Genomic DNA, 23,331 nt, shown 5'->3' with positions numbered 1-23,331 from the left:
AGATTGCTAAGCAAGACTAGGCGCAGGCGCGTAGACAGTACGAATAGTACGGCAAGCAAACTGCAACGACGTATTGCGACGCAATGTGCATTTACAACCAGGTAACGGCGCCTTCTTCTGCAGACAGCACATTCCTGCGCATGCCACCAAACAACTCACGGCCCAAGCCATGGGCGTTGTAATGCCGTTTGGCATCGCTCAGCTCTTCAGCCTCGCGCTCAGCCCAGGTGTCTTCATCAACCAGCACATTCAACTGACCGACGGTACCATTGAGGCGGATGATGTCACCATTGCGGATTTTGGCAATCGGACCACCCGCGCTGGCTTCGGGACTCAAGTGAATTGCAGCAGGAATCTTGCCTGAAGCACCACTCATGCGGCCGTCCGTTACAATCGCCACCCGGAAGCCCTTGTTTTGCAACACAGCAAGTGGTGGTGTCAATTTATGCAACTCTGGCATGCCGTTGGCTTTAGGGCCCTGGAAGCGCACGACAGCAATGAAGTCACGCTCCAGCTCACCGCGGTCAAACGCGGCCAGCAATTCTTCTTGCGCATCAAAGACAATGGCTGGCGCCTCGATGATGTGACGGTCTTCAGGGACGGCAGAAATCTTGATGACGCTGCGGCCAAGGTTACCCTTGAGCAGACGCAGGCCACCGGACTCGTTAAACGGATGCGAGGCTGTGCGCACGATGGTTTCATCACCACTTTCGGCCGGGTAGTCTTTCCACACCAGCTTGTCCGCTTCTTTTTCCGGCTTTTTACCGTAATCGCGCATGCCGCCGCCACTCACGGTGTAGACATCCGGATACATATAACCGCCTTCGATCAGTTCGCGGATCACAAAACCTGGCCCACCAGCTGCTTGGAATTCGTTGACATCTGCCTTACCGTTTGGATAAACACTGGCCAGCAGTGGCGTCCCTTTAGCCAGATAATGGAAATCTGTCCAGTCAATGATAATGCCCGCAGCACGCGCAACCGCTACCCAGTGAATCAAATGGTTGGTGGAACCGCCAGTAGCCAGCAAAGCCACCATCGCGTTCACGATCACATGCTCATCTACCAGACGGCCAATCGGCACGAATTTATCTTTTTTAGCGTTTTGCACTACCAGACGCACCGCTTCACGCGTCAAGTCTTCACGCATGCCATCATGCGGGTGGATAAAAGCCGCCCCTGGCACGTGCAAGCCCATGGCTTCCAGCAACATCTGGTTACTGTTGGCCGTACCGTAGAAGGTACAGGTGCCGGCACCGTGGTAAGCCGCAGATTCGCTGGCCAGCAACTCATCACGGTCACACAAGCCTTGTGCATATTTTTCACGCACTTTGGATTTCGAGGTGTTATCAATGCCAGTGCTCATCGGGCCCGCTGGCACAAATACACATGGCAAATGCCCAAAATGCAAGGCGCCGATCAACAGGCCGGGCACGATCTTGTCACAGACGCCCAGCAGTAATGCTGCATCAAACACGTCATGAGACAAGGCAATGGCCGTACTCATGGCAATGGTATCGCGGCTGAACAGGCTCAGCTCCATGCCAGGCTCGCCCTGGGTAATCCCATCACACATGGCAGGCACGCCACCGGCCACCTGCACGGTTGCGCCATGCTTGCGTGCTTCATCACGAATAATATCCGGATAGTTCACATACGGCTGATGGGCGGACAACATTTCGTTGTAAGCAGTGACGATACCGACGTGTGTCGGCTTCTCGGCGTAAATCTTGAATTTGTCGTTTTGTGGCATGGCCGCAAACGCGTGTGCCACGTTGGCACAGCCCAAGCGGTCCGGGCCTTTTTCACGGTTCAGGTAATCATCAATGCGCTGCAAATACGCCTTGCGGGTCGGACGGCTACGCTCGATGATGCGTTCTGTTACTTCAATGTGAGATTGTTTCATTGACTATCGCTCAACTGTGTTTTAACTACCTGATGAACTATCCTGGTGAACTGCTTTGAACTTGCTATTGCGTCACAGTATAGGGTGAAGATATATGAATCCAAACAGGCTCCCTACCCCCGATTATCTCCAAACTGCTGCACTACGTCAAATTGAATTACCCGAATCCAACATTTTTTCAGAGGATTCAATGACTTAAAACAATATTCCTCTTTTTCGCGTAGTGCATTGACACTCATGGAATGTAGTCAGACATCAAGCAGATTTGGTCACCAGAATATCTTCCAGCATCAGATATTCCAGATCACAGCCATAAAACATATTCAGGGCATCGGTCGGGCTACAAATCATCGGTTCGCCGCGTCGGTTAAGCGAGGTATTGAGCACCACGCCATTACCACGCAGTTGCTCCAGATGCTCAATCAGCGCGTAGTAGCGTGGATTGGTGGCTTTGGTCACAACCTGCGCACGTGCCGTGCCGTCCTCATGGACCACTTCCGGAATGCGGTTTTTCCAGGCCGGGTTCACATCAAAGGTGAAGGTCATGTAAGGCGCCGGATGGTCGGTTTGCAGAATATCCTCCGCCACGCGGTCCAGCATGCTGGGGCAGAATGGCCGCCAGCGCTCACGGTATTTGATCTGGGCATTGATGCGGTCCGCCACGCCAGGAAAGCTGGGGTCACCCAGGATACTGCGGCAACCCAGGGCACGCGGGCCAAACTCCATGCGCCCCTGGAACCAGGCGAGTGGATTCCCCGCGGCCAGTAATTCTGCCGCTTTACGTGGGCCATCTTCTACACGGGTAAAAACAGGCTTGGACGGATGCGCTTCACAGGCGGCAATACATTCTTCATTGGTGTAAGAAGGCCCGAGGTAAGCGTGTTCCATTTTATGGATACTTTCGCCCGCCAGATGTGCAGCGTAAGTGGCCGCGCCCAGACTGGTACCGTTATCGCCAGAAGCAGGCTGTACAAATAATTCTTTCACGTGTGGCAAGGCGATAATGCGCTGATTCAGCTTGACGTTGAGCGCAACGCCGCCTGCCATCACAATCTTGCCGGTCTCGCGCAGAATATCACCCAGATAATATTCAATCATCTGCAAAGCCAGGTCTTCCAGCAGCTTCTGTACACTGGCAGCGTAATGAATATACGGGTCGTCAATCTCGTCGCCCTCACGCTTGGGGCCTAGCCATTCAATCAGTTTGGGCGTGAAGTAGTAGCCTTTGCCATTTTCTTTGTAACGGCGCAAACCGACCACGTTGACGTATTCGGTGTTGATGATGAGCTCACCGTTTTCAAACTTGGCCAGGCGGCTCAAATCATATTTGTTCGGGTCGCCATACGGCGCCATACCCATGACTTTAAATTCACCATCAAGCATCTCAAATCCAAGAAACTCGGTGATCGCGCCATACAGGCCACCCAGTGAATCCGGGTCATAGAATTCCTTGATTTTGTGAATCTTGCCATGTTCCCCATAGCCAAAAAACGTGGTGGCATATTCCCCTTTGCCGTCAATGCCGACAATGGCGGTTTTTTCCTTGAAGCCACTCAGATGATAAGCACTGGAAGCATGCGCCAGATGGTGTTCAACCGGCACATATTTGGCTTTGCTCAACCCAAGCTCTTCCATCAATTTGAGTGATTTGTCGCGGTTGCGACGGAAACGGCGGTTGCCATTAAAAATGGCGTCCAGTGCACGGTCTGGTGCGTACCAGTAGCGCCTAGCGTAATGCCAGCGCGCAGCCGAAGTCAGCGGAATTTCACCATAAGGGAAAGCCACGATATCGACTTGTTCAGGGGAAATGCCCGCCTGTTTCAGGCAAAACTTGGCCGCTTCGTAAGGCCAGTGATTTTTGGCGTGCTTGTCGCGGATAAAGCGCTCTTCTTCTGCCGCAGAGACAATTTTGCCATCTACCAGAATGGCAGCCGAAGCATCATGCCCCAAGGCACCGGATAAACCTAACACAATCATGCAGAAACTCGCGTAACGATCAAATCAATCGAATGGATTAAATGGAAATGCCCGCCAGGGTGAGTGGCGTATGGTCTGGATAAACCGTTTTAAATCTATCCACCAGCGCATTATACAGTGAACTATCCGGTTTCCAATTTTGCAGCAGCCGCCGCAGGTCGCGTGCATGTGCGCGCAAGGCCATTTGCGCACAGTGATGCTGGCGCATGCTGTCGAGATCAATCACCACGATCTGGCCTTGATCGGTGACCTGCAAATTGCTGCCTTTGAGGTCGCCATGCGATATTTTGAGCAGATACCACTGATAACAAAGCATGACCAATTGCTCCACCACCTGCGCCTCAAGCGCAGGATCGCGAGACTGCTGAAAAAAGGTCAGCACATCGGGCCAAGGGCTAAATGCAGAGACAAAATACGCGCGGCCACGCAGCCCGCAGTAACGGCGTTCGTACATCAACATGGGTTGCGGGGTCAGCATGCCGTAGTATTGCAGGCGGTGTGCATTTTGCCACGAGGCGGCCGCCCGGCTGGGCCGCCAGGCCCGGCTCAAGGCATGCCAAGCATTTTTAATGTTATAGCGCTTGATCACGACAGGCTGATCTTGCAACTGGGTATGTCCTACGGTGCAGGTGTTGCCCGCCTTCAGGGTCTGCCCCACATGCATGGCCACTTCCAGCGCAGGCAAGTCCGTGGGATGCAATCCGCCAGCGGTACTGACCGCCTGCACACTTTGAGCCGTCTGTTGCCAGGTCACATCGCTACAGGTTCGGAAAATTTTACGCGTGACATAGTGTTCCACCTCACGCGTCTTCATCTGTTGCCCCCAGGCCAATACTTGTGCAGCGGTGAGGCTGCGCGGCCAGCCGCGTGCATGCAAATAGACATCCAGTAGCCGTTGCGTCCACTGCATCTGATCCAGTACCTGCAACTTCGAAATCAACTCAGCGAGTTGCAGGTGCGCCTGTTTGCGGCTCAGTGTTCGCTGACGGATCCCATCACCATCAATGGCCCAGACCACGCCTTCTGCCAATAAAAAATTCTTTAAATGCAAATCGGTTTGGCACAATCCTGCGACATGCTGTGCTGCCAAAGCCTCTACCAGCAGCGCCAACAAAGCATATCTGCCCTCTGCAGGCTCTACCGAATAAGCCTCTGCGGCATTGACCGCATTGGGAACAGCAGCATAAATCAATGCGGCTAGCAGCTGGGTGCCGTCATGCAGCGTGCCTTGCCATAACAAGGCTGGCGTACGGATGCCCGCAGCCAGCATGCGGCGCACGCCGTCCGCATCCCGCGTGGCGTAACGTGACGCTTCTTTGCCCGCAAACAGCTTGGCATAGATCGCCTGGCCATCCCAAGTCCCCCGCAACACCCAGCGCCGCTCCTTGAGCACGCGGACCAGCGTGTCCAGTTGCAAGGGCGGCTGGGCGTCCATGGTAAATTCAAGGCGGATGGGGCCCGGCGAGGTTAACTGGCGCAGGGTCATGCTTGCGCAGGTCGTCCCAGCAGCAAGAGCGCCTGCTGCAATACTTCTTGCGGGCGTATGTCCGCCATGCTGTCTTTTTTAATCAATTGCCGGTTGGCGCGTTGCGGATAAGGCCCGGTCAACAAGTGATTGGTCGGGCCAAACAGTCCCAGCATCGGCACTTGGGCGGCAGCCGCGACGTGAAATACACCACAATCATGTGAGATAAACAGATTGGAGCGCTCCATCAGCTGGCGCAAGTCTGCCACCGTGGTTTTGCCTGCAAGGTTAATACTGTTAGGCACCGCCTTGACAAATTTCTTTGCCAGAAAGGCTTCATTGCTGGTGCCAGTAATCACCAGCCGTACGCCCGGGATGGCTTGGACCAGCAATTGTCCCAATTCAATATAGGCATCAATCGACCACAGTTTTTTATCATCGGCACGCCTGGCGTAAAAAAACTTCCAGCCATGCAATAGCGTGGTGCCACAGCCCAGGTGAATATTGATCACGGTGTCTGCAGGCTGCACCTCAAAGCGTGACAACAAGCTCACCTGACCAGGCGCGCTGTAAATCGCATAGCAACGGTCTTCATCGGTGATTTCAATCTGGCGCTGTAGCTGCTGGCTCAACCATTGCTGACAAAAGCCTAGCAGCTGTTCGGCATAATGCACATCGGTTTTATCGATGGTCGCCAATTGCAGGCGCGGATCATTAAAAGGCAGCTTTTTGAGCGCATTTTTATTAAACGCCAGTACCGCGTCATAGTCTTGCGCGAGCTTATTGACGCGGCGGAGACTACTGGTCACCCACAGCTTGTTGATGGCCGGGTTGTGTTCAAACACCTGTGCGCTCAGGGCATTCAGCGCGACCACATCAATGCGTGCCTGTGGCAGATGCTTACGCAAAAACCGGATAGCCGGCGTACAGAAGATATTATTGCCCGTGCTACTCGATGTCAGTATTAACAGTGAATTAACCATGTTTCATTATCTCTTGTTTAAACGCTTCAATCCCCAGCGCAGCCACCACCAGCCGCAGCGTTGGTAACACTGGCCATGCTCGCTTGCATAGGCTTGATACAGCTGATACAACAGGCTGTCCGGCCAATCCTGCAAACGGCTCATGAATTGCCGCAAATCCCGCAAGCGTTGCCAGGCTGGCAGCCACATATGCTTGGCTTTTTCGAGATCAATGAATGCAATCTCATAAGCGCCAGACGTTTCGTGCTCAGGCAGCGCGCGGACAAACAGGTGCTTGGGGTATAGCGCCCGATGCTGTATGCCCGCAGCGTGCAATGTTTTTAACGCCTGTGCGACAGCGATCAGCAACGGCGGATTGGCAGTCATATTGGCAGCCGTGCAATACGGAGTAAGCTCCTCATAGCCTTGCAGTGCCTGCGTGGCCAGGATGGCCTGACGGCCCGCTGGCACATCGCGCACGCCCGCATAAACCACTTCGGGCACCCTCACCCCCTGCGCCCGTAAGTACTTGAGCATGTCATATTCAACCATAAAGGTCGGCAAGCCACGCCAGGGACAGCGCCAGCTAAAGCGGGTATGGTTCTGCTGGCGTTTCACATACAGTTCAACCAGTTGATGATCAGCACATGGCAATTGCCAGCGCCCGACCCCACTCCAACCGCCTCTTTCCAGATTGGGTGGCTCCAGCCAGGCAATCACCAGTTGCCACCAGGCATCAAAGTGGTCCATGCGCTGCGCAATCAGGGCATCGCGGACACGGCCCTCTTCGGGTTGAATCTCACTTATTTTCAAAATTAATCAGCGAATAGACGGGTTAGCAAACGACGATTTGTTAATATGGCAGGATTAGGGGGTGGATTTTAACAGAATGCACCCTGAGTGCGATTTTCCACGAGGCAGATTTTTTGATGTTGGTGTTTTTTTGCAAATGGCTTTCAAAGTTACCCTTAGGCTGCGTCCACCGTCTGGGCGCAGTGATTGGTCGATTAAGCTGGCATCTTGATCAAAAAAGTACCGGCATCGCTATTGAGAATATTCACCAAAGTGGCCTGTGCAAAGACAAGGCAGCAGTTCAGCAACTGGCCAAAGATAGCCGGATAGAAGCCGGTAAATCCCTGATGGAATCCCTATTTATCTGGGGCGCCCCACAATCCGGCTTGCTGCCACTGGTAAAAGCGACGACTGGCTGGCACTTGGTTGAAGCAGCACAACGTGCGGGTAAAGGCCTGATTTTTCTCACACCACATCTGGGTTGCTTTGAGATCACTTCTATTTATTATGGTAGCCAACACCCGATCACCGTGCTCTATCGCCCCCCCAAACTGACCTGGCTGGAAGGCCTGCTACAAGAAGGCAGGCAAAAAGGCCAGGTTGCATTGGCGCCAGCCAACGCCGCGGGGGTCAAAAAACTGCTGCAAGCGCTCAAACGTGGGGAAGCGATTGGCATTTTACCTGACCAGATTCCGCGAAATGGTGAAGGCGAATGGGCCGATTTTTTTGGCAAACCGGCTTATACCATGGGGCTAGCCAGCAAACTGGCCGTGAAATCAGGCGCAACGGTCATTATGGCGTTTGGTGAACGCCTGCCTGCTGGCGAAGGCTTTCATATCCATCTGTCCAAGGTCGAAGACATACAGACGCCCGCACTGCTGAACCAGGCGATTGAGCGGCAGGTATCCCAATGCCCGGTGCAATACCTGTGGCAATACAACCGTTACAAACAAAGGCGTTATGCCATGCAAAAACTGCAGCTTAAACAGAGCGGAATGGAGGACAAGCACTAACTCGCCCATGCGAAGATGGCGCTAGACCAGGCCCTGAATCCAGCGGCTATACACCTTGTCGGCGACCGCGTGCAAGACGTCGCAATCCTCGCTCACTTTTGCCAGCATGGTCTCTGCAGACTGGACCGCTGGGCTGGCGGCCGAGGTGGCAATATCGTTTTTCCATTGCTCCGTCCACATTTTGACCATGTCGGGTGTCATTTCAATATGGCATTGCAAACCGATATGTTTGCCCATGACATAAGCCTGGTTGACGCAATACGGGCTGGATAACACATGCGTTGCCCCTTGCGGCACCGAAAACGTTTCGCCATGCCAGTGAAAGCTGTTAAACACTTGCAAGTCACCAAACCAGTCTCGTGCGGCAGGATCGTCTGCCACCTGCACTTGTCCCCAGCCTATTTCTTTGACCGGGTTTTTACTCACCACACCGCCCAACGCCTTGCTGATTAACTGCCCTCCCAGGCAGTGCCCAAGCAAAGGGACATCTTTTTCTACTGCCTGGCGAATCAATTGGAGTAAAGGCGGAATCCAGGGCAGGTCATCGTTGACACTCATGGGGCCGCCCATCAACACAATGCCACTATATGCCTCGACTGAGTCAGGCACGGGCTCGCCTTTATCAATGCGCACCTCGCACCAAGGAATGGCATGCTGCGCTAAAAAAGTGCCCAAATAACCAGCACCCTCGCAGCAAGCGTGCCTGAATACCACCACCTGTTTCATGACATTACCTTCTTATAACTGACTTCCTGATATTGCCCAAGCAAGATTCCGTCCAATGTGTAAGGCCCAATCGCATAACGGATCAGGCGCAGGGTCGGAAAGCCGACGTGCGCGGTCATCCGCCGTACCTGGCGGTTTTTGCCCTCACTGATTTTAATCTCCAGCCAGGTGGTCGGGATCTGTTTGCGCGCCCGAATAGGCGGGTCACGCTGCCATAAATGGTCAGGTTCATCGATGATTCTGACCTGCGCCGGCTGCGTGACAAAATCGCCCAAATCGACGCCGCGCAGCAATGGCATCAAATCTGCTTGTGTAGGAGCGCCTTCCACTTGCGCCCAATAGGTTTTGACCTGTTTGTGCTTGGGATGGCTCAAACGATGTTGTAATGCGCCATCATCGGTTAGAATAAGCAATCCCTCAGAATCGGTATCTAACCGCCCGGCGGCATAAACGTTGGGAATCGGAATATAGTCCTTGAGCGTCGGGTGTTTTTCATGCGCAGTAAACTGGCATACGACGTTAAAGGGTTTGTTAAACAGTAATAACATGGAAAGTGCTATGTCTAAAATCAAGGTGCCCGCCACTGGCAGCAAAATCACCGTCAATGCTGATAATACCCTAAATGTTCCTGACCAACCTATTATCCCGTTTATCGAGGGCGATGGCATCGGCGTTGACATCACGCCCCCCATGATCAAAGTTGTGGATACTGCGGTTGAAAAAGCCTATGGCGGCAAACGCAGAATTTCATGGATGGAAGTCTATGCCGGTGAAAAATCCACCACGCTGTATGACAAAGACACCTGGTTGTCTGACGAAACCATGGCCGCACTCAAAGACTATGTGATTTCAATCAAAGGGCCGCTGACGACTCCGGTTGGTGGCGGCATCCGTTCACTCAATGTGACTTTGCGCCAAGAGCTAGACTTGTACGTGTGTCTGCGCCCTATCCAGTATTTCACAGGCGTGCCTAGTCCGGTCAAACACCCTGAAAAAACCGACATGGTGATTTTCCGTGAAAACACTGAAGACATTTATGCTGGCATCGAATGGGCAGCTGGCACGGAGGAAGTGAAAAAAGTCATCAACTTCCTGAGCGACATGGGTGTACGCAAGAAAATCCGCTTCCCTGAAGCCTCTTCCATCGGCATCAAGCCAGTCTCCATCGATGGCAGCAAGCGCCTGATCCGCAAAGCCATTCAATACGCGATTGATAACAACCGCAAATCAGTCACGATCACCCACAAGGGCAACATCATGAAGTTCACCGAAGGTGGCTTCCGTGACTGGGGCTACCAGCTGGCCAAAGAAGAGTTTGGCGCAGAACTGATTGATGGTGGCCCATGGTGCAAACTGCCGAACGGCATCGTCATCAAGGACTGTATCGCCGACGCCTTCCTGCAAGAGATTCTGTTGCATCCTGAAGATTACGATGTTGTCGCTGCACTGAACCTGAACGGTGACTACATGAGTGATGCGCTGGCAGCACAAGTCGGCGGCATTGGCATTGCCCCAGGCGCGAACTTGAGCGACACCGTTGCCATGTTTGAAGCTACACATGGTACCGCGCCTAAAATCGCCGGTAAAAACCTGGCCAACCCCAGCTCCCTGATCTTGTCAGCCGAAATGATGCTACGCCACATGGGCTGGGTGGAAGCTGCGGACCTGGTGTTGCACGGTGTGGCCAAGGCCATCGCCAGCAAACGCGTGACCGGCGACTTCAGCAGCCAGATGGAAGGCGCGACGCAAGTGGGCACCGCTGAGTTTGGTGACGAGATTATCAAACAGATGGCGTAAGCAGACACGCAAGGCCCAGCATAAAAAAACGGCTCGCTATGGCGAGCCGTTTTGTATTTTTTACCCCTAAAACAAAAATTATGCTTTTTGTATATTGGAGGCCTGCTTCCCTTTTGGACCTTCAGTCACATCAAAGGATACGCGCTGACCTTCTTTCAAGCTTTTGTAACCAGATTCAACGATTGCGGAGAAGTGCGCGAACAAATCGTCACCACCATCATCCGGAGTAATGAATCCAAAGCCCTTAGAGTCGTTAAACCACTTTACGGTACCTGTTGCCATTTTACTTCCTTACTTTTTTACTTAACAGGGAGGCGCCCCCAAAAGTTTGTCTCAAGTACTCCAGTCGCAATAAACAAGCTTTGCTTTACTTAAAGACGGCCACAAAAAACCTGAACCCAAACGCCTTAAGGATTTATAAGTGAGCATAATTTAAAAGTCAAGACTATTTTTGTATCTTTTGAGTTAAGTCAAGAAAACTCCCTAAAATTTGCACAAAAGCTGCATCAGAACGCGTCTTTTCTGCGATTTGAATCCCGCCTGGACCCCATATACTGAGGTAGAAAGTATTGTTATATCAGTCGATTAAACGGCGTATTTAAGGATTTTGGAAACAGACTCAGAACGCTATGGCCACACTGGAAAGCACAAAAAAACTGGGCGGCATGGCCCGCATGCTGGTGCAATCTTCGCTGATGAGTGAAGAAGAAGCGGCCACCCTGCAAGAAAAATGTCAGAGCCAAAAAGCCAGCTTCCTCGCCGCGACGCTGGCACAAAAGAAAATCTCACCCAAAGAAATCGCGCTCTCTGCCTCACAAGCGTTTGGTTTTCCTTTTTTTGACCTGGATGCGCTTGAACAGAATCTGCTGCCTGACAAAGGCATTGATATCAAACTGATGCAGTCGCATCGCGTGCTGCTGCTGCAACAAAAGGGCAATGTGGCCTATATTGCCCTGTCTGACCCGACCAATCTGCATGCGCTGGACACCATCCAGTTTCAAATGGGTGCAACCTTGTTCCCGATTGTGGTGGAAGATGACAAACTGGGCAAATGGATAGATAAAATTGTCGAATCCAAAGACACCAGCATGTCTGCACTCAATGCCAGCGGGGATGATTTTGATCTTGGCCTGGAGGAAAGCAGCGAAGAGCCAGAAGCGGATATCATGCAGGAAGTCGATGATGCCCCTGTGGTCAAGTTCCTGCAAAAAATCTTGATGGACGCCATTAATATGGGCGCGTCTGACTTGCACTTTGAGCCTTATGAAAAATTTTACCGTATCCGCTTTCGCGTCGATGGCGTGTTAAGGGATATGTCGCAGCCCCCGCTGGCCATCAAGGAAAAGCTGGCTTCACGCATCAAGGTGATTTCTAATCTGGACATCTCGGAAAAAAGAATTCCGCAGGATGGCCGCATGAAGCTGATCCTGTCGAAAACACGCGCAATTGATTTCCGTGTCAGCACTTTGCCACTGATCCATGGCGAAAAAATTGTCATGCGGATTCTGGATCCCTCCAGTGCCACGCTGGGCATTGAGGCACTGGGCTACGAGGCACCACAACAGGAGGCGCTACTCAAGGCCATTCACCGCCCATACGGTCTGGTACTGGTCACCGGGCCCACCGGTTCGGGTAAAACCGTCTCGCTGTACACCTGCCTGAATTTGCTCAATGACCCAGGCGTCAATATCTCTACCGCAGAAGATCCGGCCGAAATTCCGCTGGCGGGCATTAATCAGGTCAACGTCAATGACAAACAGGGGCTGACCTTCGCTGCAGCCCTTAAATCCTTTTTGCGTCAGGACCCGGACATCATCATGATTGGTGAGATCCGCGACCTGGAAACTGCAGATATGGCCATCAAGGCCGCATCGACCGGGCATATGGTGCTGTCCACCCTGCATACCAACGATGCGCCCACTACCCTCTCCCGTTTATTAAATATGGGAGTCGCCCCCTTCAATATTGCCTCTGCCGTGACGTTAATTACTGCACAGCGCCTGGCAAGACGGTTGTGCAAGCATTGCAAAGTGCCGCTGAATGTCCCCAAGGAAGCACTATTGAAAGTGGGCTTTACTGAAGCTGATCTGGATGGCAGCTGGCAGTTATACGGTGCCAAACCAGGGGGCTGCGAACATTGTAACAATGGCTACAAGGGACGGGTGGGGATTTATCAGGTGATGCCGATCACCGAGGAAATCGCGCGCATCATCATGTCTCATGGCAACGCCATGGACATTGCCGCGCAGGCCAAACGCGAAGGTGTGAAAGATCTGCGCGAGTCTGGCTTGCTCAAGGTTAAACAGGGACTCACCTCGATTGAGGAAGTCGAAGCAGTCACCAACGAGTAACACGGGTAGGCATTCACTTTTTAAGAAGACATTATGGCGACTGGCAATATCAAACAATCTGTATATTTGTGGGAAGGTAAAGACCGCAAAGGCAAGCTGGTCAAGGGCGAGATGCGCGCCAACGGCGAGGCCGTCGTCAATGCGACCTTACGCCGCCAGGGCATCAGTGTCAGCAAAGTGAAAAAGCAAAGTTCGCTGGCGACCAAAGGCAAGGTGTCAGAAAAAGATGTCACGCTGTTCACCCGCCAGCTGGCGACCATGATGAAAGCCGGCGTGCCTTTGCTGCAGGCGTTTGACATTGTCGGCAAGGGCCACCACAACCCTGCGGTCTCCAAATTGTTGGGCGACATCAAGGCCGATGTTGAAACAGGCAGCAGCCTGAGCGCGGCCTTCCGTAAATACCCGCTGCATTTTGACCAGTTATTTTGCAATCTGGTGGGCGCTGGCGAGCAAGCCGGGATTCTGGATGCCTTATTGGAACGCCTGGCAACCTACAAGGAAAAAATCCTCGCCATCAAAAGCAAGATCAAATCAGCGCTGGTATACCCGACCTCGATTATCGTGGTGGCGTTTGTCATTACCGCCGTCATCATGATTTTTGTGGTGCCCTCGTTCAAAGAGCTGTTCAGCAGCTTTGGTGCAGACTTGCCTGGCCCGACAGTGGTAGTGATTAACCTGTCAGACTTTTTTGTAAAATGGTGGTGGGCCATTTTTGGTAGTCTGGGTGGCGGCCTGTGGTTCTTTTTCTATACCTGGAAACGCTCGGCAAAACTACAGGCGACCATGGATCGGCTAATGCTACGCCTGCCTATTTTTGGTGAACTCATCCGCAAAGCTACCATTGCCCGCTTTGCGCGTACGCTCTCAACCATGTTCGCCGCTGGCGTGCCGCTGGTAGAAGCGCTGGACTCTGTGGCAGGGGCCTCTGGCAATCAAGTGTATTTTGATGCCACCAAAAAAATTCAAAGCGAGGTCAGTACCGGGACCAGTCTCACCGTAGCCATGCAAAACACCAATGTCTTCCCGAATATGGTGATCCAGATGACCGCGATTGGTGAAGAGTCTGGCTCATTGGACAGCATGCTGACCAAAGTGGCCGATTTTTATGAGGGCGAAGTCGATGATGCGGTCGCGGCAATTTCCAGTCTGATGGAACCGGTGATCATGGTGGTGCTCGGCGTGCTGATTGGCGGGCTGGTGGTGGCCATGTACATGCCCATCTTCAAAATGGGTAAAGTGGTCAGTGGTGGCGGCTAGGCAAATACACGCGCCTGCGTGATAAAACAACCGGGTAAAAAACAAGGGGCTTTACGCCCCTTGTTTGTTTTTAACGCAAATGAATATACACCGTGCTTACATGGCTTTTTTGCTAGCAGCCTGCAAGGACTTTTCAATCTCATCATAAGGCTGCGCACCCAGCATGCGTTTACCGTTTTCAAAGAACATGGTCGGCGTGCTGTTGACCCCGACTTTATGCGCCAGTTCGCCGACTTTTTCCAGCGGCACATCGCACTTGGCAGTAGTGGTCGGCAGCTTGTTGTTCATGATCCAGTCTTGCCAGGCTTTTACACGGTTGCTGGCACACCAGATGCTACGCGATTTGTTGGCCGCATCCGGGTGCAGCTGTTCAATCGGATACAAAAAGGTGTAAATGGTGACATCGTTAATGTTGGTGAGCTCTTTTTGCTCAAGACGCTTGCAGAATGGGCAATCCACATCCGAGAACACCACCAGCTTGCGACTGCCATTGCCTTTGACCACCTTGATGGCCTGATCCAGAGGCAGCGTATTAAAATCAATTTTAGTGAGCTCATCCATACGCTCACCGGTCAGGTCTTTTTTGGTTTTCGGATCTACCAGGCGGCCTTCAGCTATCAAAAAACTGAATTTATCATCGGTATAGATGATCTGGCCACCCATGTACACTTCGTACAATCCGGCGTAAGGGGTTTTGGTCACGCTATCCACCTTGAATTTTGGATAGGCACTCTCGATCTGTTTCTTCAGACTGGCTTCATCTGCCACGCTGCCCATAGACCACAGCAGACAGAGGGCCCCCAAGGCCTTGATGACAGCCGTTGCGTTGTATTTTTTCATACCAACTCTTTCTCGAACGTGCACCGGGCGCTACGCTTGCGTCGCGGTGCGAATTAAAAAACGTTTCAGCATAGCACTGTTTTCAACGCCGCGTAAGCCAAGCAAGGCGGCATGCGTCCACAGTGCCTGTGGACGCGCAAACAGAAAATCCAGTCCTCGCGTCAGGGCATGCATGCTTCGGATATCGCGTTGACGGCCACGCATGACATGCCGCAGCACGTTAACATCCCCCAAGGGCTTAATGCCCGGCAAGCGTGCGACTTCCGCACATAAGGCTTGCACATCTTCGAAGCCCAAATTGACCCCCTGCCCGGCCATAGGATGCACCTGGTGTGCGGCATCACCGAGCAACAGGATATTGGGCAACGCCATGGTTTCAGCTGTATTCTGCCTGAGGGGAAACGCCACCACAGCACCATTAGGCGTCAGTGGGCCCAAGACCTGACCACAGCGGTGTTCAACTGCGACTGCCAGCTCACCGGCAGACAGCGCCTGCATGCGGGCGGCCTCGGCGTGGGGTAAGGCCCAGACCAATGACACCTGCTGCTCAGGCATCGGCAGCAAGGCCAGCGTTTCATGGGCACCAAACCACTGCCTTGCCACGTGTTGATGCGCTTGTGTGGCAACATAATTGGTGACCAGCGCCGTCTGCGCAAAGTCCACTTGCTCCACGCCGACGCCACACTGCGAGCGCACCCATGAACTCGCGCCGTCTGCGCCTATCAATAATTGTGCTTCTATCGTTTGCTGCGGCAATGCTACACGGATTTGATGACCAAATTGTTGCAAGGATTGCGCCGGTGCGTCGGTGATGACCGTTACGTCGGCGTCTGCCAACACAGTCCAGCACGCCTGCATCAAGGCCTGACTCTCGACAATGCAGCCCATTTGGGCCAGATGCGCTTCCTTGGCTGTCAGGCTCAGGCTGGGCAGGACATGATGCTGCGTCGGTGACCATAAATGCATGGCGTTGACCGGGTTCACGCGCTGCGCAGGCACATGCTGCCAGACGCCAATCTCAGCTAACCAGTCCATGGTTTGATTGGTCAGCGCATAGATCCGGCTGTCCCAGTCTAACTGATCGTCGGCCCAGCCTGCTGGCAGCTCAAACGGTGGCTTGGCATCCGTCAGGACCACCTGCTTGCCCAGACGGGACAAGGCGATGGCAGCGGTCAGCCCCACCAACCCAGCACCGACAATCACTACGTCTGTCTGCATCAAGTGCTTTTCAGCGTCCATAACTCATTTTTTCCACCAGAAAACGCCGGGCCATCGGCAACATGCTGAGCATCCCCAGCCCCGCGCCACGCAACACGCCCACCCCGATCAAATCATTTGAAAATACATTGACCAGAAAATCGGTAAACTGCAAGCCACGCCCGGTATCACGCTGTCTGGACGCCTGGTAGGCGAGCAAGCGGTGGTCAGCGCCCCACTCATGCGATGCCGTAGACGCCACATTCTCGGCCAGCGCCACCGCATCACGGATGCCGACATTAAAGCCCTGGCCGGCGACTGGATGCATGGTTTGCGCCGCATTGCCGATGACCACGCAATGCGCCGCAAACGTTTGTTCCAGTTTGCTTAATTTAAGCGGGAACCTGAAGCGTTTTCCAGCATGCAGAAAGCGGCCGACGCGGTCACCAAAGGCAGCATGCAGGGCGTGCAAAAAGGCGGCATCATCAAGCGCAGCAATCTCGTCTATATACGCCTGCTCGCCCGTCCACACCAGTGAAAACTGGTCGCCATTCGGTAGCAGCGCCATCGGGCCACGTGGCGTAAAGCGCTCGTAGGCAACCTGCCGGTGTGGCAGTTCAGTTTGCACCAGGCCTACCAGTGCATCATGTCCATAATGCTTGGTGTCGCGCTGCAAGCCCGGAATAGCCTCCAGACTCCGGCCGCCATCGGCCACCACCGCTAACGGCGTAGACAGTGAGTGCCGTTGCCCATCCGCTGCCGTATATACAATATCGGCGGCACTGGCATGCACCTGCAAGTCCGTCACCGGGGCTTCGTAATGCAGCTTAATGCCAGTGGTCAATTGCGCCAGGCGCGCATCCAGCGCCCGCATCAACACGCCATAAGACACCACATAGCCCAGCGCCGGTAGCTGATGCTCTTGTGCTTTGAGCACGGTGCGGCCCAAACCTTTTTGCTGTGACACATGAATGGTTTCAATGGCAGTGACCGCATCGGCCAACATGGACCATACTTGCAATTGCTCCAGCACCTGGCGCGTGCCAAAAGACAAGGCCAAGGCGCGGCCATCGCCGTACATGGCGCCTGGCGCCTGCGCTTCAAGCACGGTGACCGGCACACCAGCCTGCTGCAAAGACAAGGCCAGCACCAACCCGACCGGGCCGCCACCAATCACGACGGGATGTTCAATCAATTGCACGCTGCATCCATTTGTATGACAAAAATACACTCAAAAAATACATTTTTTAGAACAGTCTTTTAGACCTAGCCGACGTCCGTTGCAAAAGATCAGCGTTGCGCCATCAGCGTTTCGATATCAGCGACGGTTTTGACCGCAGCGGCCGTCAACACTTCATGGCCATGCTCGGTGACCAGCACATCATCCTCGATACGGATACCGATATTCCAGAAATGTGGCGGCACATTGTCTGCAGGACGCACATAGCACCCTGGCTCTACGGTCAACACATGGCCAGGCTGTAGCATGACCCACGCACCGTCGGCTGTTTTGTACTCGCCGGCATCGTGCACATCCAGGCCCAGCCAGTGCCCGGTGCGGTGCATGTAAAACTGGCGGTAGCTACCAGTTTCGAGCACCGCGTCGCGGCTGCCCTGACACAAGCCATAGTGAATGAAGCCATCCACCAACACTTCGAGCGCAGCTTCATGCGGCGCATTCCAGTGCTGCTGCGTATTCACTTTACCCAAGGCGGCTGCCTGGGCTGCCAGCACTAATTCATACAAGTCCTTTTGTGGGCCACTGAAGCGGCCATTGACCGGGAAGGTGCGCGTGATGTCCGAGGCATAACCATCCAGTTCACAGCCAGCATCAATCAACAGCAAATCCCCGTCTTTAAGCTGGGCATTGTTAAAGTTGTAATGCAGGGTGCAGGCATTGGCGCCACCGGCCACAATGCTGGTATAAGCAGGCGCTTGCGCACCATGGCGATAAAACGTGTGTAAAAACTCCGCTTCGACCTCATACTCCCATTGCCCGGGACGGGTGTGCTGCATGGCACGGTTATGCGCGGTGGCAGCAATCTGTGCTGACCGGCGCATGACGTCCATCTCCTCGGGCGATTTAAGCAGACGCATGGCATCCAGCGCTTGACGCACATCAAGCAGTTGGGCGGGTGCTTGCATGCCAGAGCGGGTTTGTGCTTTGACCGCATTCAACCAAGCAGTGACTTTGCTGTCCCAGGCGCTGTCTGCGCCCAGGCTGAAATGTAAGGCAGGCTGATTCGCCATCAGTTTGGGTAGTTCGGTGTCCAGCTGCGTGATCGAGTAAGCCTCATCAAAGCCAAACACTGTTTTGGCAGCTTCAGGGCCATAGCGAAAACCATCCCAGATTTCGCGATCCAGGTCTTTGTCACGGCAAAACAAAATACTTTTGGGCTGAGGTCCGGCCATCAGCACCAACACCGCTTCCGGCTCTTTAAAGCCGGTCAGGTAATAAAAATAGCTGTCAAAGCGATAGGGATAGTGACTGTCGCGGTTGCGTGTCACTTCGGGCGCGGTAGGAATGATCGCAATACCGGCCTGCATGTGGTTGATCAACTGCTGGCGGCGGCGAGAAAACTCTTGCATGGAAACACTCAAAGCAAATCCTGGATGGTTGGGCATTGTAGCGTATTTGGTCGGCGATTGCTGGATTGGTTCCCCCCTGCCTGCCAGGCACCCACAATCAAAATCCCATCATCTCATACAGTGGTGATCGCCTGACCGATTGCTCAGCTTGTTCTATGGTGCCATCTTGTTGCCATTGTTGCAGTTGACGTGCCAGGATGGGTCGCACCTGGGCGGCATGCATGCCGGGCTTGATGGCGGGTAAATACAGCATTTTGAGCAACAAGGCATCTAGACCCGTCAGCAAGGCCTCGGGCGTTTTATCGTTAAAAACCGAAGGAAACACGCGCTCGGAATCATTGGGCAAGCCCATGGCCTGGGTGATTTCTTCGACGATGCACGAGACCAGTGACCGGTGCGCTTGCGCATGATCCACGGGAATCACCACCCAGGCTCGCTTGAGCGCCTGCCCGGCATCGGTGGTAGACCCAAACATACAGACCGCATCGTCAGGCGGCTGCATGTTTGGATTGCCACTCACCGCTCTCAAATCCTGCTGCCATTGTGCCGCCTCGCTAAAAATCACAATCATATTGGCGTCAGCCGTACTGCTGGCAAAACCCACAGCATGCCCGGTAATTTGCGCCAGATGCTGAAGGTGGTAGCGCGTCAGTGTTGTATGCTTTTCCTGTTCGTCGGCATGGTGAACCAACCATACCTTGACCGGCTTTAACCACTTGCGAACCCCAAACTCCCCTGGCCGGTATTCGTTGTGTAATGCGACTTCAGCAAAGGCAAGCTGCAGGTACGCCGGCGACTGCCAAGCCTCTTCGGCTTTGGTGGCCTGCACAGACAATAGCGCAATCAGCAAAACAATCCCTTTAAATATCGTCATGCCTGTGCGTTTCGCGTAAGGGGTTGAGTAATGGCGACAAACCATTGTGGTCGATCTCTTGCATCAATTGCAGCAACCGCCCCAACTCACCGCGTGGAAAGCCTTCACGGGCAAACCAGTTTAAATAGTGGCCGGGCAAATCGGCAATCAAGCGTCCCTGATACTTGCCATAAGGCATTTTGACGCTGACCAGTTGTAATAAATCTTCGTTTTTCATGGGCTACTTGATGCGGGATCAACTTGGAATCATCGTGGCTATTCTACTAAAAAAACTGTCGGCCCTCGCAGGCAAAGGGCCTGGCCTCAAGAATTCTGTGCAGCTGCCGATATGTTATCCAGTATGCCCTAATCACAAATAAAGAATACCTAGTGTTGAACTGAACATCGCGGAAAACCATGATGCAATACGAAGTCACCAAAGAAAAAAGTGCAGAGCACCTGCGGCAAGCCATCCACCATATGTCGATGCAGGATGCCGCCTTTCATCCAGTCAGCTATGCGGTCTGGTATGAATACTCGTCCGGCGAACACGCGCGCCTGATTGATGAGGTCAACGCACTGATTGAAAAAGAAAAAAAACTGAATGAAAAAAGCACGGCCCATGTCTTTAACAAGCATATTGCCGGCATTGATACCGATCATGCAAAAAAACTGGTAGAACGTTTCAGCCAAGTCGTCACCGAAATGCGCAGCTCGACCGAAAAAACCGGGCTGCAAACAAGCGAATACACTAAAACCCTGGATGCCTGGTCTAACGAGATCCAGCAACAGGAACCGCAACTGGCTTTGCAACTGGACTCATTGCTGTCAGAAACGCTGATGATGACCAATAGCCTCAACCATTTGCAAGGCAAATTGAGCTCAAGCCTGGAAGAGGTGGACGCGCTCAAAAACGAAATGATCAAGGCCAGACAAGAAGCCTTGCAAGACGGGCTGACTGGCCTCATGAACCGCAAAAGCTTTGACGTGGCGCTGCACGATTGCCTGCAACAGCACATCGTCGATACCAGCCTGATTATTGCGGATATTGATTACTTCAAAAAGGTGAATGACAGCTATGGCCACTTGTTTGGCGACAAGGTGATCCAGGCAGTTGCCAGCATTTTTAAAACCGTTGCCGGCAACAGCTACACGGCGGCGCGCTATGGCTGTGAAGAGTTTGTGTTGCTGCTACCGAATACGCAGCTGGAAACCGCGCGTGAAATCGCCGAGCAAATCCGTCATAAAGTTGCAGCGATCAATATCAAAAACACCATCACGCAGCATATGATTTCCAACATCACCATCTCATTGGGCGTAGCCGCCTACCAACCTGGAGAACAGCCAGAGGGCCTGTTCAGCCGTGCCGATCAGGCCCTGTATACGGCCAAAGCCAATGGCCGCAACCGTGTCACCCTGTCCAGCGAAGCCCTTGTTGCTGCCTAAGCCGTGCCGCTGAGGACCTCAGCGGCCACTTACAACAAATCCCGTTTTTGCTGGGGAATATCCTCATAGGGATAGCGGGCATGGCCAAAACGCATCACCAAGACCGAAACGGCCAGAATCAGAATCGCGGCAGACACCGCCAGCATATGCGTCTCTGTCATTTCTTTCATATCCAGCAACAAATACCGCGCCAGGGCCACCATGGCAATATAAATCGGGTAGCGCATCGGCAGTTTGCCAGAGCCAAAATAACTGTTGATCATGGAAAAGACTTCCAGATACAGGAACAACTGCAACAAATCGCCCAAGCCGACCATGCCTGCATTCCACATGCGCGACAGTTCATGCGCCAGTGAAAAAAAGGTGGCCAGTGTCACTAGCCCCAATCCTAAACGTTCTATCCACATCAAGGCCTGATGCGCCAGCTTGTCTGTTTTATGCTCGTACGGTGGTTTCATGATGCTCCCTTTTTGCTGCTTGTTATGATCTGCTTAACCATTCATCCAGTTGTTTTAATCGTTCCGGCGTCCCAATGTCATGCCAGACCCCGGCATGATGCTGCCCGCTGACTTGTTGCTGCCGCATGGCGGCTTTTAATAACGGCGCCAGTTTGGCTGGCTGCCCGCGCGTCACCGTTACAAACAAGTCTGGATGATAAACCCCCACACCTGAGAACGTCAGCTTATGGCTGGCGTCTTCTTGCAGCAGGCCATTGACCAGGCCAAAATCCCCGGCCGGATGTTGTGGCGGATTATCCACCATGACCAGATGTGCCAGTTTACCGGCGGGGAGCGCCAGGTGTGCATAATCAATATCGGTATAGACATCGCCATTCACCACCAGAAATGGTTGCGTCCCCAATAGTGGCAAGGCATAGGCGATCCCCCCCGCAGTTTCCAGCGCCGAACTTTCTGCACTGTAACTGATGCTCACCTGCCAGCGGTCACCATCGCCCAGCGCGGCTTCAATCTGCGCCCCCAGATGCGCATGATTAATGACAATCTCAGTGATTCCTGCTTGCGCCAGGCGCTCAATATGCCAGACGATCAAGGGCTTGCCGCCCACTGCCAGCAAGGGTTTGGGCGTGTGGTCGGTCAGCGGCCGCATGCGCTCACCGCGACCAGCGGCCAGAATCATGGCGCGCATCGTCATGCCGCCTCTAGCGTCTTCAGCAACTTGAAGAAAGGACGCAACTCGACATAGCGCTCGCAAGCGGCTTGCAGATATTGCATCACCAGCGGCATATCCTTGAGATAGCCCGCCTTGCCATCCCGGTGATACAGCCGCGCAAAAATCCCCAGCACCTTGATATGCCGCTGAGCGCCCATCCATTCAAAATCACGATAAAACTCACCAAAATCAGTATTCACGGGCAATCCCGCCTGCTTGGCAGACTGCCAATAACGGACCACCCAATCCATCATGATTTCTTCATCCCAGTGGATATAGGCATCCTTGAACAGCGAAACCAGGTCATAAGTAATCGCCCCGATCACGGCATCCTGAAAATCAAGCACGCCGGGATTATGCTCGGCGGTAACCATCAAGTTGCGCGAGTGATAGTCTCTATGCACGGTCACTTGTGGCTGCTGCAAAATATTGTCGACCAGCAAGGCAAATGTCTTGTCCATCACCGCTTGCTGCTCCGGGGTCAGCGTTTTGCCCAAATGCTTGCCCACATACCATTCGGGGAACAACTGTAACTCACGCATGAGCAACGCACTGTCATAAGGCGGCAAAGCGGCGGGCTGGGTCGCCAGTTGCATCTTGATCAAGGCCTGGCATGCATCAGCATATAAGGCTTTGGCATTGCCGGCATTGAGCTGCGACAAATAGGTGTCATTGCCCAGATCACTGAGCAGCAAAAACCCTTGTTCCAGGTCTTGCGCGAGAATCTTGGGCACATTCAACCCTGCGGCCAGTAACTGCTTGGCCACGCGGACAAAAGGACGGCAATCCTCCTGGGGCGGTGGCGCATCCATGGCAATCAGGGTTTCTGCGGCCAGATGCACGCGGAAATAGCGACGGAAACTGGCATCGGCAGAAGCCGTGCTGAGCGTAAAGGGTTGCTGAAGTACGTCTGTCAGCCATTGCTGAAGGTGCTGTGTTCTATCCACAAAATATCCCAAATCTTGAATAGGCCTGTCTGGTGGCCGCTGC

22 protein-coding genes are annotated in these 23,331 nt (G+C 53.4%); 5 read left to right on the top strand and 17 right to left on the bottom strand.

The window, feature by feature from the left end:
• Positions 1–91: 91 nt before the first annotated feature.
• The 5 genes from edd to ACFQ1T_RS13130 form a co-directional block, all read right to left on the bottom strand.
• Positions 92–1,906, bottom strand: a complete 1,815-nt coding sequence (edd, locus tag ACFQ1T_RS13150) for a phosphogluconate dehydratase (protein ID WP_194747148.1) — start codon at positions 1,904–1,906, stop codon at positions 92–94.
• A gap of 255 nt (positions 1,907–2,161) precedes the next feature.
• Positions 2,162–3,883 (bottom strand): carbamoyltransferase family protein, encoded by a 1,722-nt coding sequence (locus ACFQ1T_RS13145; RefSeq protein ID WP_379077527.1) that lies wholly within the window; start codon positions 3,881–3,883, stop codon positions 2,162–2,164.
• 37 nt (positions 3,884–3,920) lie between these two features.
• Positions 3,921–5,369: a lipopolysaccharide kinase InaA family protein gene (locus tag ACFQ1T_RS13140; RefSeq protein ID WP_379077524.1), complete on the bottom strand. Its 1,449-nt coding sequence runs from the start codon at positions 5,367–5,369 to the stop codon at positions 3,921–3,923.
• Positions 5,366–6,331, bottom strand: coding sequence for a glycosyltransferase family 9 protein (locus ACFQ1T_RS13135; RefSeq protein WP_379077521.1), 966 nt, complete (start codon positions 6,329–6,331; stop codon positions 5,366–5,368). Before ACFQ1T_RS13135 ends, ACFQ1T_RS13140 begins: the two co-directional genes overlap by 4 nt.
• Before the next feature lie 6 nt (positions 6,332–6,337).
• On the bottom strand, positions 6,338–7,123 hold the full coding sequence (locus tag ACFQ1T_RS13130; RefSeq protein WP_379077518.1) for a lipopolysaccharide kinase InaA family protein: 786 nt from the start codon (positions 7,121–7,123) through the stop codon (positions 6,338–6,340).
• A 116-nt stretch (positions 7,124–7,239) separates the two neighbouring features.
• Here ACFQ1T_RS13130 and ACFQ1T_RS13125 point away from each other — a divergent pair, with 116 nt between their 5' ends.
• The gene (locus ACFQ1T_RS13125) at positions 7,240–8,115 is read left to right on the top strand and encodes a lysophospholipid acyltransferase family protein (RefSeq protein WP_379077515.1); all 876 of its coding nucleotides are present in this window, start codon (positions 7,240–7,242) and stop codon (positions 8,113–8,115) included.
• 21 nt (positions 8,116–8,136) lie between these two features.
• Here the strand turns inward: ACFQ1T_RS13125 and ACFQ1T_RS13120 are convergent, their stop codons facing one another.
• Together ACFQ1T_RS13120 and ACFQ1T_RS13115 are read right to left on the bottom strand one after the other, a co-directional pair.
• Entirely contained in the window at positions 8,137–8,841 is a 705-nt protein-coding gene (locus ACFQ1T_RS13120) for a type 1 glutamine amidotransferase (RefSeq protein ID WP_194747154.1), read from the bottom strand.
• Positions 8,838–9,389 carry a pseudouridine synthase gene (locus tag ACFQ1T_RS13115; RefSeq protein WP_194747155.1) on the bottom strand — a complete coding sequence of 184 codons (552 nt, stop codon included), beginning with the start codon at positions 9,387–9,389 and terminating at the stop codon, positions 8,838–8,840. The genes ACFQ1T_RS13120 and ACFQ1T_RS13115 overlap by 4 nt, the downstream gene beginning before the upstream one ends.
• Before the next feature lie 10 nt (positions 9,390–9,399).
• Here ACFQ1T_RS13115 and icd point away from each other — a divergent pair, with 10 nt between their 5' ends.
• Positions 9,400–10,638: an NADP-dependent isocitrate dehydrogenase gene (icd, locus tag ACFQ1T_RS13110; protein ID WP_379077511.1), complete on the top strand. Its 1,239-nt coding sequence runs from the start codon at positions 9,400–9,402 to the stop codon at positions 10,636–10,638.
• Positions 10,639–10,716: 78 nt separating this feature from the next.
• Here icd and ACFQ1T_RS13105 read toward each other — a convergent pair whose 3' ends face one another.
• Positions 10,717–10,920, bottom strand: a complete 204-nt coding sequence (locus tag ACFQ1T_RS13105) for a cold-shock protein (protein ID WP_013441419.1) — start codon at positions 10,918–10,920, stop codon at positions 10,717–10,719.
• Positions 10,921–11,267: 347 nt separating this feature from the next.
• Between ACFQ1T_RS13105 and pilB the strand changes: the two genes are divergently transcribed.
• Both pilB and ACFQ1T_RS13095 read left to right on the top strand, forming a co-directional pair.
• Positions 11,268–12,989: a type IV-A pilus assembly ATPase PilB gene (gene pilB / locus ACFQ1T_RS13100; RefSeq protein WP_313983824.1), complete on the top strand. Its 1,722-nt coding sequence runs from the start codon at positions 11,268–11,270 to the stop codon at positions 12,987–12,989.
• Positions 12,990–13,022: 33 nt separating this feature from the next.
• Positions 13,023–14,246, top strand: a complete 1,224-nt coding sequence (locus ACFQ1T_RS13095; protein ID WP_194747158.1) for a type II secretion system F family protein — start codon at positions 13,023–13,025, stop codon at positions 14,244–14,246.
• A 96-nt stretch (positions 14,247–14,342) separates the two neighbouring features.
• Here ACFQ1T_RS13095 and ACFQ1T_RS13090 read toward each other — a convergent pair whose 3' ends face one another.
• The 6 genes from ACFQ1T_RS13090 to ACFQ1T_RS13065 form a co-directional block, all read right to left on the bottom strand.
• Positions 14,343–15,023 carry a DsbC family protein gene (locus ACFQ1T_RS13090; protein ID WP_379077697.1) on the bottom strand — a complete coding sequence of 227 codons (681 nt, stop codon included), beginning with the start codon at positions 15,021–15,023 and terminating at the stop codon, positions 14,343–14,345.
• 93 nt (positions 15,024–15,116) lie between these two features.
• The gene (locus ACFQ1T_RS13085; RefSeq protein ID WP_194747160.1) at positions 15,117–16,325 is read right to left on the bottom strand and encodes an FAD-dependent monooxygenase; all 1,209 of its coding nucleotides are present in this window, start codon (positions 16,323–16,325) and stop codon (positions 15,117–15,119) included.
• Positions 16,315–17,484 (bottom strand): FAD-dependent monooxygenase, encoded by a 1,170-nt coding sequence (locus tag ACFQ1T_RS13080; protein ID WP_379077505.1) that lies wholly within the window; start codon positions 17,482–17,484, stop codon positions 16,315–16,317. The genes ACFQ1T_RS13085 and ACFQ1T_RS13080 overlap by 11 nt, the downstream gene beginning before the upstream one ends.
• A gap of 89 nt (positions 17,485–17,573) precedes the next feature.
• Complete coding sequence (gene pepP / locus ACFQ1T_RS13075) at positions 17,574–18,872, bottom strand: Xaa-Pro aminopeptidase (protein ID WP_379077502.1); 1,299 nt, start codon at positions 18,870–18,872, stop codon at positions 17,574–17,576.
• Between the two features lie 97 nt (positions 18,873–18,969).
• Positions 18,970–19,746, bottom strand: a complete 777-nt coding sequence (locus ACFQ1T_RS13070; RefSeq protein WP_379077499.1) for a DUF2927 domain-containing protein — start codon at positions 19,744–19,746, stop codon at positions 18,970–18,972.
• Entirely contained in the window at positions 19,733–19,963 is a 231-nt protein-coding gene (locus ACFQ1T_RS13065; protein ID WP_194747164.1) for a DUF3820 family protein, read from the bottom strand. Before ACFQ1T_RS13065 ends, ACFQ1T_RS13070 begins: the two co-directional genes overlap by 14 nt.
• A 179-nt stretch (positions 19,964–20,142) precedes the next feature.
• Between ACFQ1T_RS13065 and ACFQ1T_RS13060 the strand changes: the two genes are divergently transcribed.
• Positions 20,143–21,171: a diguanylate cyclase gene (locus ACFQ1T_RS13060; protein WP_379077495.1), complete on the top strand. Its 1,029-nt coding sequence runs from the start codon at positions 20,143–20,145 to the stop codon at positions 21,169–21,171.
• A 29-nt stretch (positions 21,172–21,200) separates the two neighbouring features.
• On the opposite strand, the gene ACFQ1T_RS13055 is transcribed toward ACFQ1T_RS13060, so the two are convergent.
• The 3 genes from ACFQ1T_RS13055 to ACFQ1T_RS13045 are packed head-to-tail and all read right to left on the bottom strand — an operon-like array spanning position 21,201 to position 23,288.
• On the bottom strand, positions 21,201–21,629 hold the full coding sequence (locus tag ACFQ1T_RS13055; protein WP_194747166.1) for a phosphate-starvation-inducible protein PsiE: 429 nt from the start codon (positions 21,627–21,629) through the stop codon (positions 21,201–21,203).
• A 22-nt stretch (positions 21,630–21,651) separates the two neighbouring features.
• On the bottom strand, positions 21,652–22,317 hold the full coding sequence (gene murU, locus ACFQ1T_RS13050; protein ID WP_379077694.1) for an N-acetylmuramate alpha-1-phosphate uridylyltransferase MurU: 666 nt from the start codon (positions 22,315–22,317) through the stop codon (positions 21,652–21,654).
• A gap of 2 nt (positions 22,318–22,319) precedes the next feature.
• Positions 22,320–23,288, bottom strand: a complete 969-nt coding sequence (locus tag ACFQ1T_RS13045) for an aminoglycoside phosphotransferase family protein (RefSeq protein WP_379077491.1) — start codon at positions 23,286–23,288, stop codon at positions 22,320–22,322.
• Positions 23,289–23,331: the final 43 nt, after the last annotated feature.

The sequence above is a fragment of the Methylophilus glucosoxydans genome (assembly GCF_042676145.1).
GTDB classification, from domain to species: domain Bacteria; phylum Pseudomonadota; class Gammaproteobacteria; order Burkholderiales; family Methylophilaceae; genus Methylophilus; species Methylophilus glucosoxydans.
This window is presented reverse-complemented; position numbering and strand designations above follow the sequence as displayed.

What these genes read in the sequence shown, in the direction of transcription:
- edd (WP_194747148.1), bottom strand. Translation starts at nt 1,906, where the DNA reads ATGAAACAATCTCACATTGAAGTAACAGAACGCATCATCGAGCGTAGC.
- ACFQ1T_RS13145 (WP_379077527.1), bottom strand. Translation starts at nt 3,883, where the DNA reads ATGATTGTGTTAGGTTTATCCGGTGCCTTGGGGCATGATGCTTCGGCT.
- ACFQ1T_RS13140 (WP_379077524.1), bottom strand. Translation starts at nt 5,369, where the DNA reads ATGACCCTGCGCCAGTTAACCTCGCCGGGCCCCATCCGCCTTGAATTT.
- ACFQ1T_RS13135 (WP_379077521.1), bottom strand. Translation starts at nt 6,331, where the DNA reads ATGGTTAATTCACTGTTAATACTGACATCGAGTAGCACGGGCAATAAT.
- ACFQ1T_RS13125 (WP_379077515.1), top strand. Translation starts at nt 7,240, where the DNA reads ATGTTGGTGTTTTTTTGCAAATGGCTTTCAAAGTTACCCTTAGGCTGC.
- ACFQ1T_RS13120 (WP_194747154.1), bottom strand. Translation starts at nt 8,841, where the DNA reads ATGAAACAGGTGGTGGTATTCAGGCACGCTTGCTGCGAGGGTGCTGGT.
- ACFQ1T_RS13115 (WP_194747155.1), bottom strand. Translation starts at nt 9,389, where the DNA reads ATGTTATTACTGTTTAACAAACCCTTTAACGTCGTATGCCAGTTTACT.
- icd (WP_379077511.1), top strand. Translation starts at nt 9,400, where the DNA reads ATGTCTAAAATCAAGGTGCCCGCCACTGGCAGCAAAATCACCGTCAAT.
- ACFQ1T_RS13105 (WP_013441419.1), bottom strand. Translation starts at nt 10,920, where the DNA reads ATGGCAACAGGTACCGTAAAGTGGTTTAACGACTCTAAGGGCTTTGGA.
- pilB (WP_313983824.1), top strand. Translation starts at nt 11,268, where the DNA reads ATGGCCACACTGGAAAGCACAAAAAAACTGGGCGGCATGGCCCGCATG.
- ACFQ1T_RS13095 (WP_194747158.1), top strand. Translation starts at nt 13,023, where the DNA reads ATGGCGACTGGCAATATCAAACAATCTGTATATTTGTGGGAAGGTAAA.
- ACFQ1T_RS13090 (WP_379077697.1), bottom strand. Translation starts at nt 15,023, where the DNA reads ATGGGCAGCGTGGCAGATGAAGCCAGTCTGAAGAAACAGATCGAGAGT.
- ACFQ1T_RS13085 (WP_194747160.1), bottom strand. Translation starts at nt 16,325, where the DNA reads ATGGACGCTGAAAAGCACTTGATGCAGACAGACGTAGTGATTGTCGGT.
- pepP (WP_379077502.1), bottom strand. Translation starts at nt 18,872, where the DNA reads ATGCAAGAGTTTTCTCGCCGCCGCCAGCAGTTGATCAACCACATGCAG.
- ACFQ1T_RS13070 (WP_379077499.1), bottom strand. Translation starts at nt 19,746, where the DNA reads ATGACGATATTTAAAGGGATTGTTTTGCTGATTGCGCTATTGTCTGTG.
- ACFQ1T_RS13065 (WP_194747164.1), bottom strand. Translation starts at nt 19,963, where the DNA reads ATGAAAAACGAAGATTTATTACAACTGGTCAGCGTCAAAATGCCTTAT.
- ACFQ1T_RS13060 (WP_379077495.1), top strand. Translation starts at nt 20,143, where the DNA reads ATGATGCAATACGAAGTCACCAAAGAAAAAAGTGCAGAGCACCTGCGG.
- ACFQ1T_RS13055 (WP_194747166.1), bottom strand. Translation starts at nt 21,629, where the DNA reads ATGAAACCACCGTACGAGCATAAAACAGACAAGCTGGCGCATCAGGCC.
- murU (WP_379077694.1), bottom strand. Translation starts at nt 22,317, where the DNA reads ATGCGCGCCATGATTCTGGCCGCTGGTCGCGGTGAGCGCATGCGGCCG.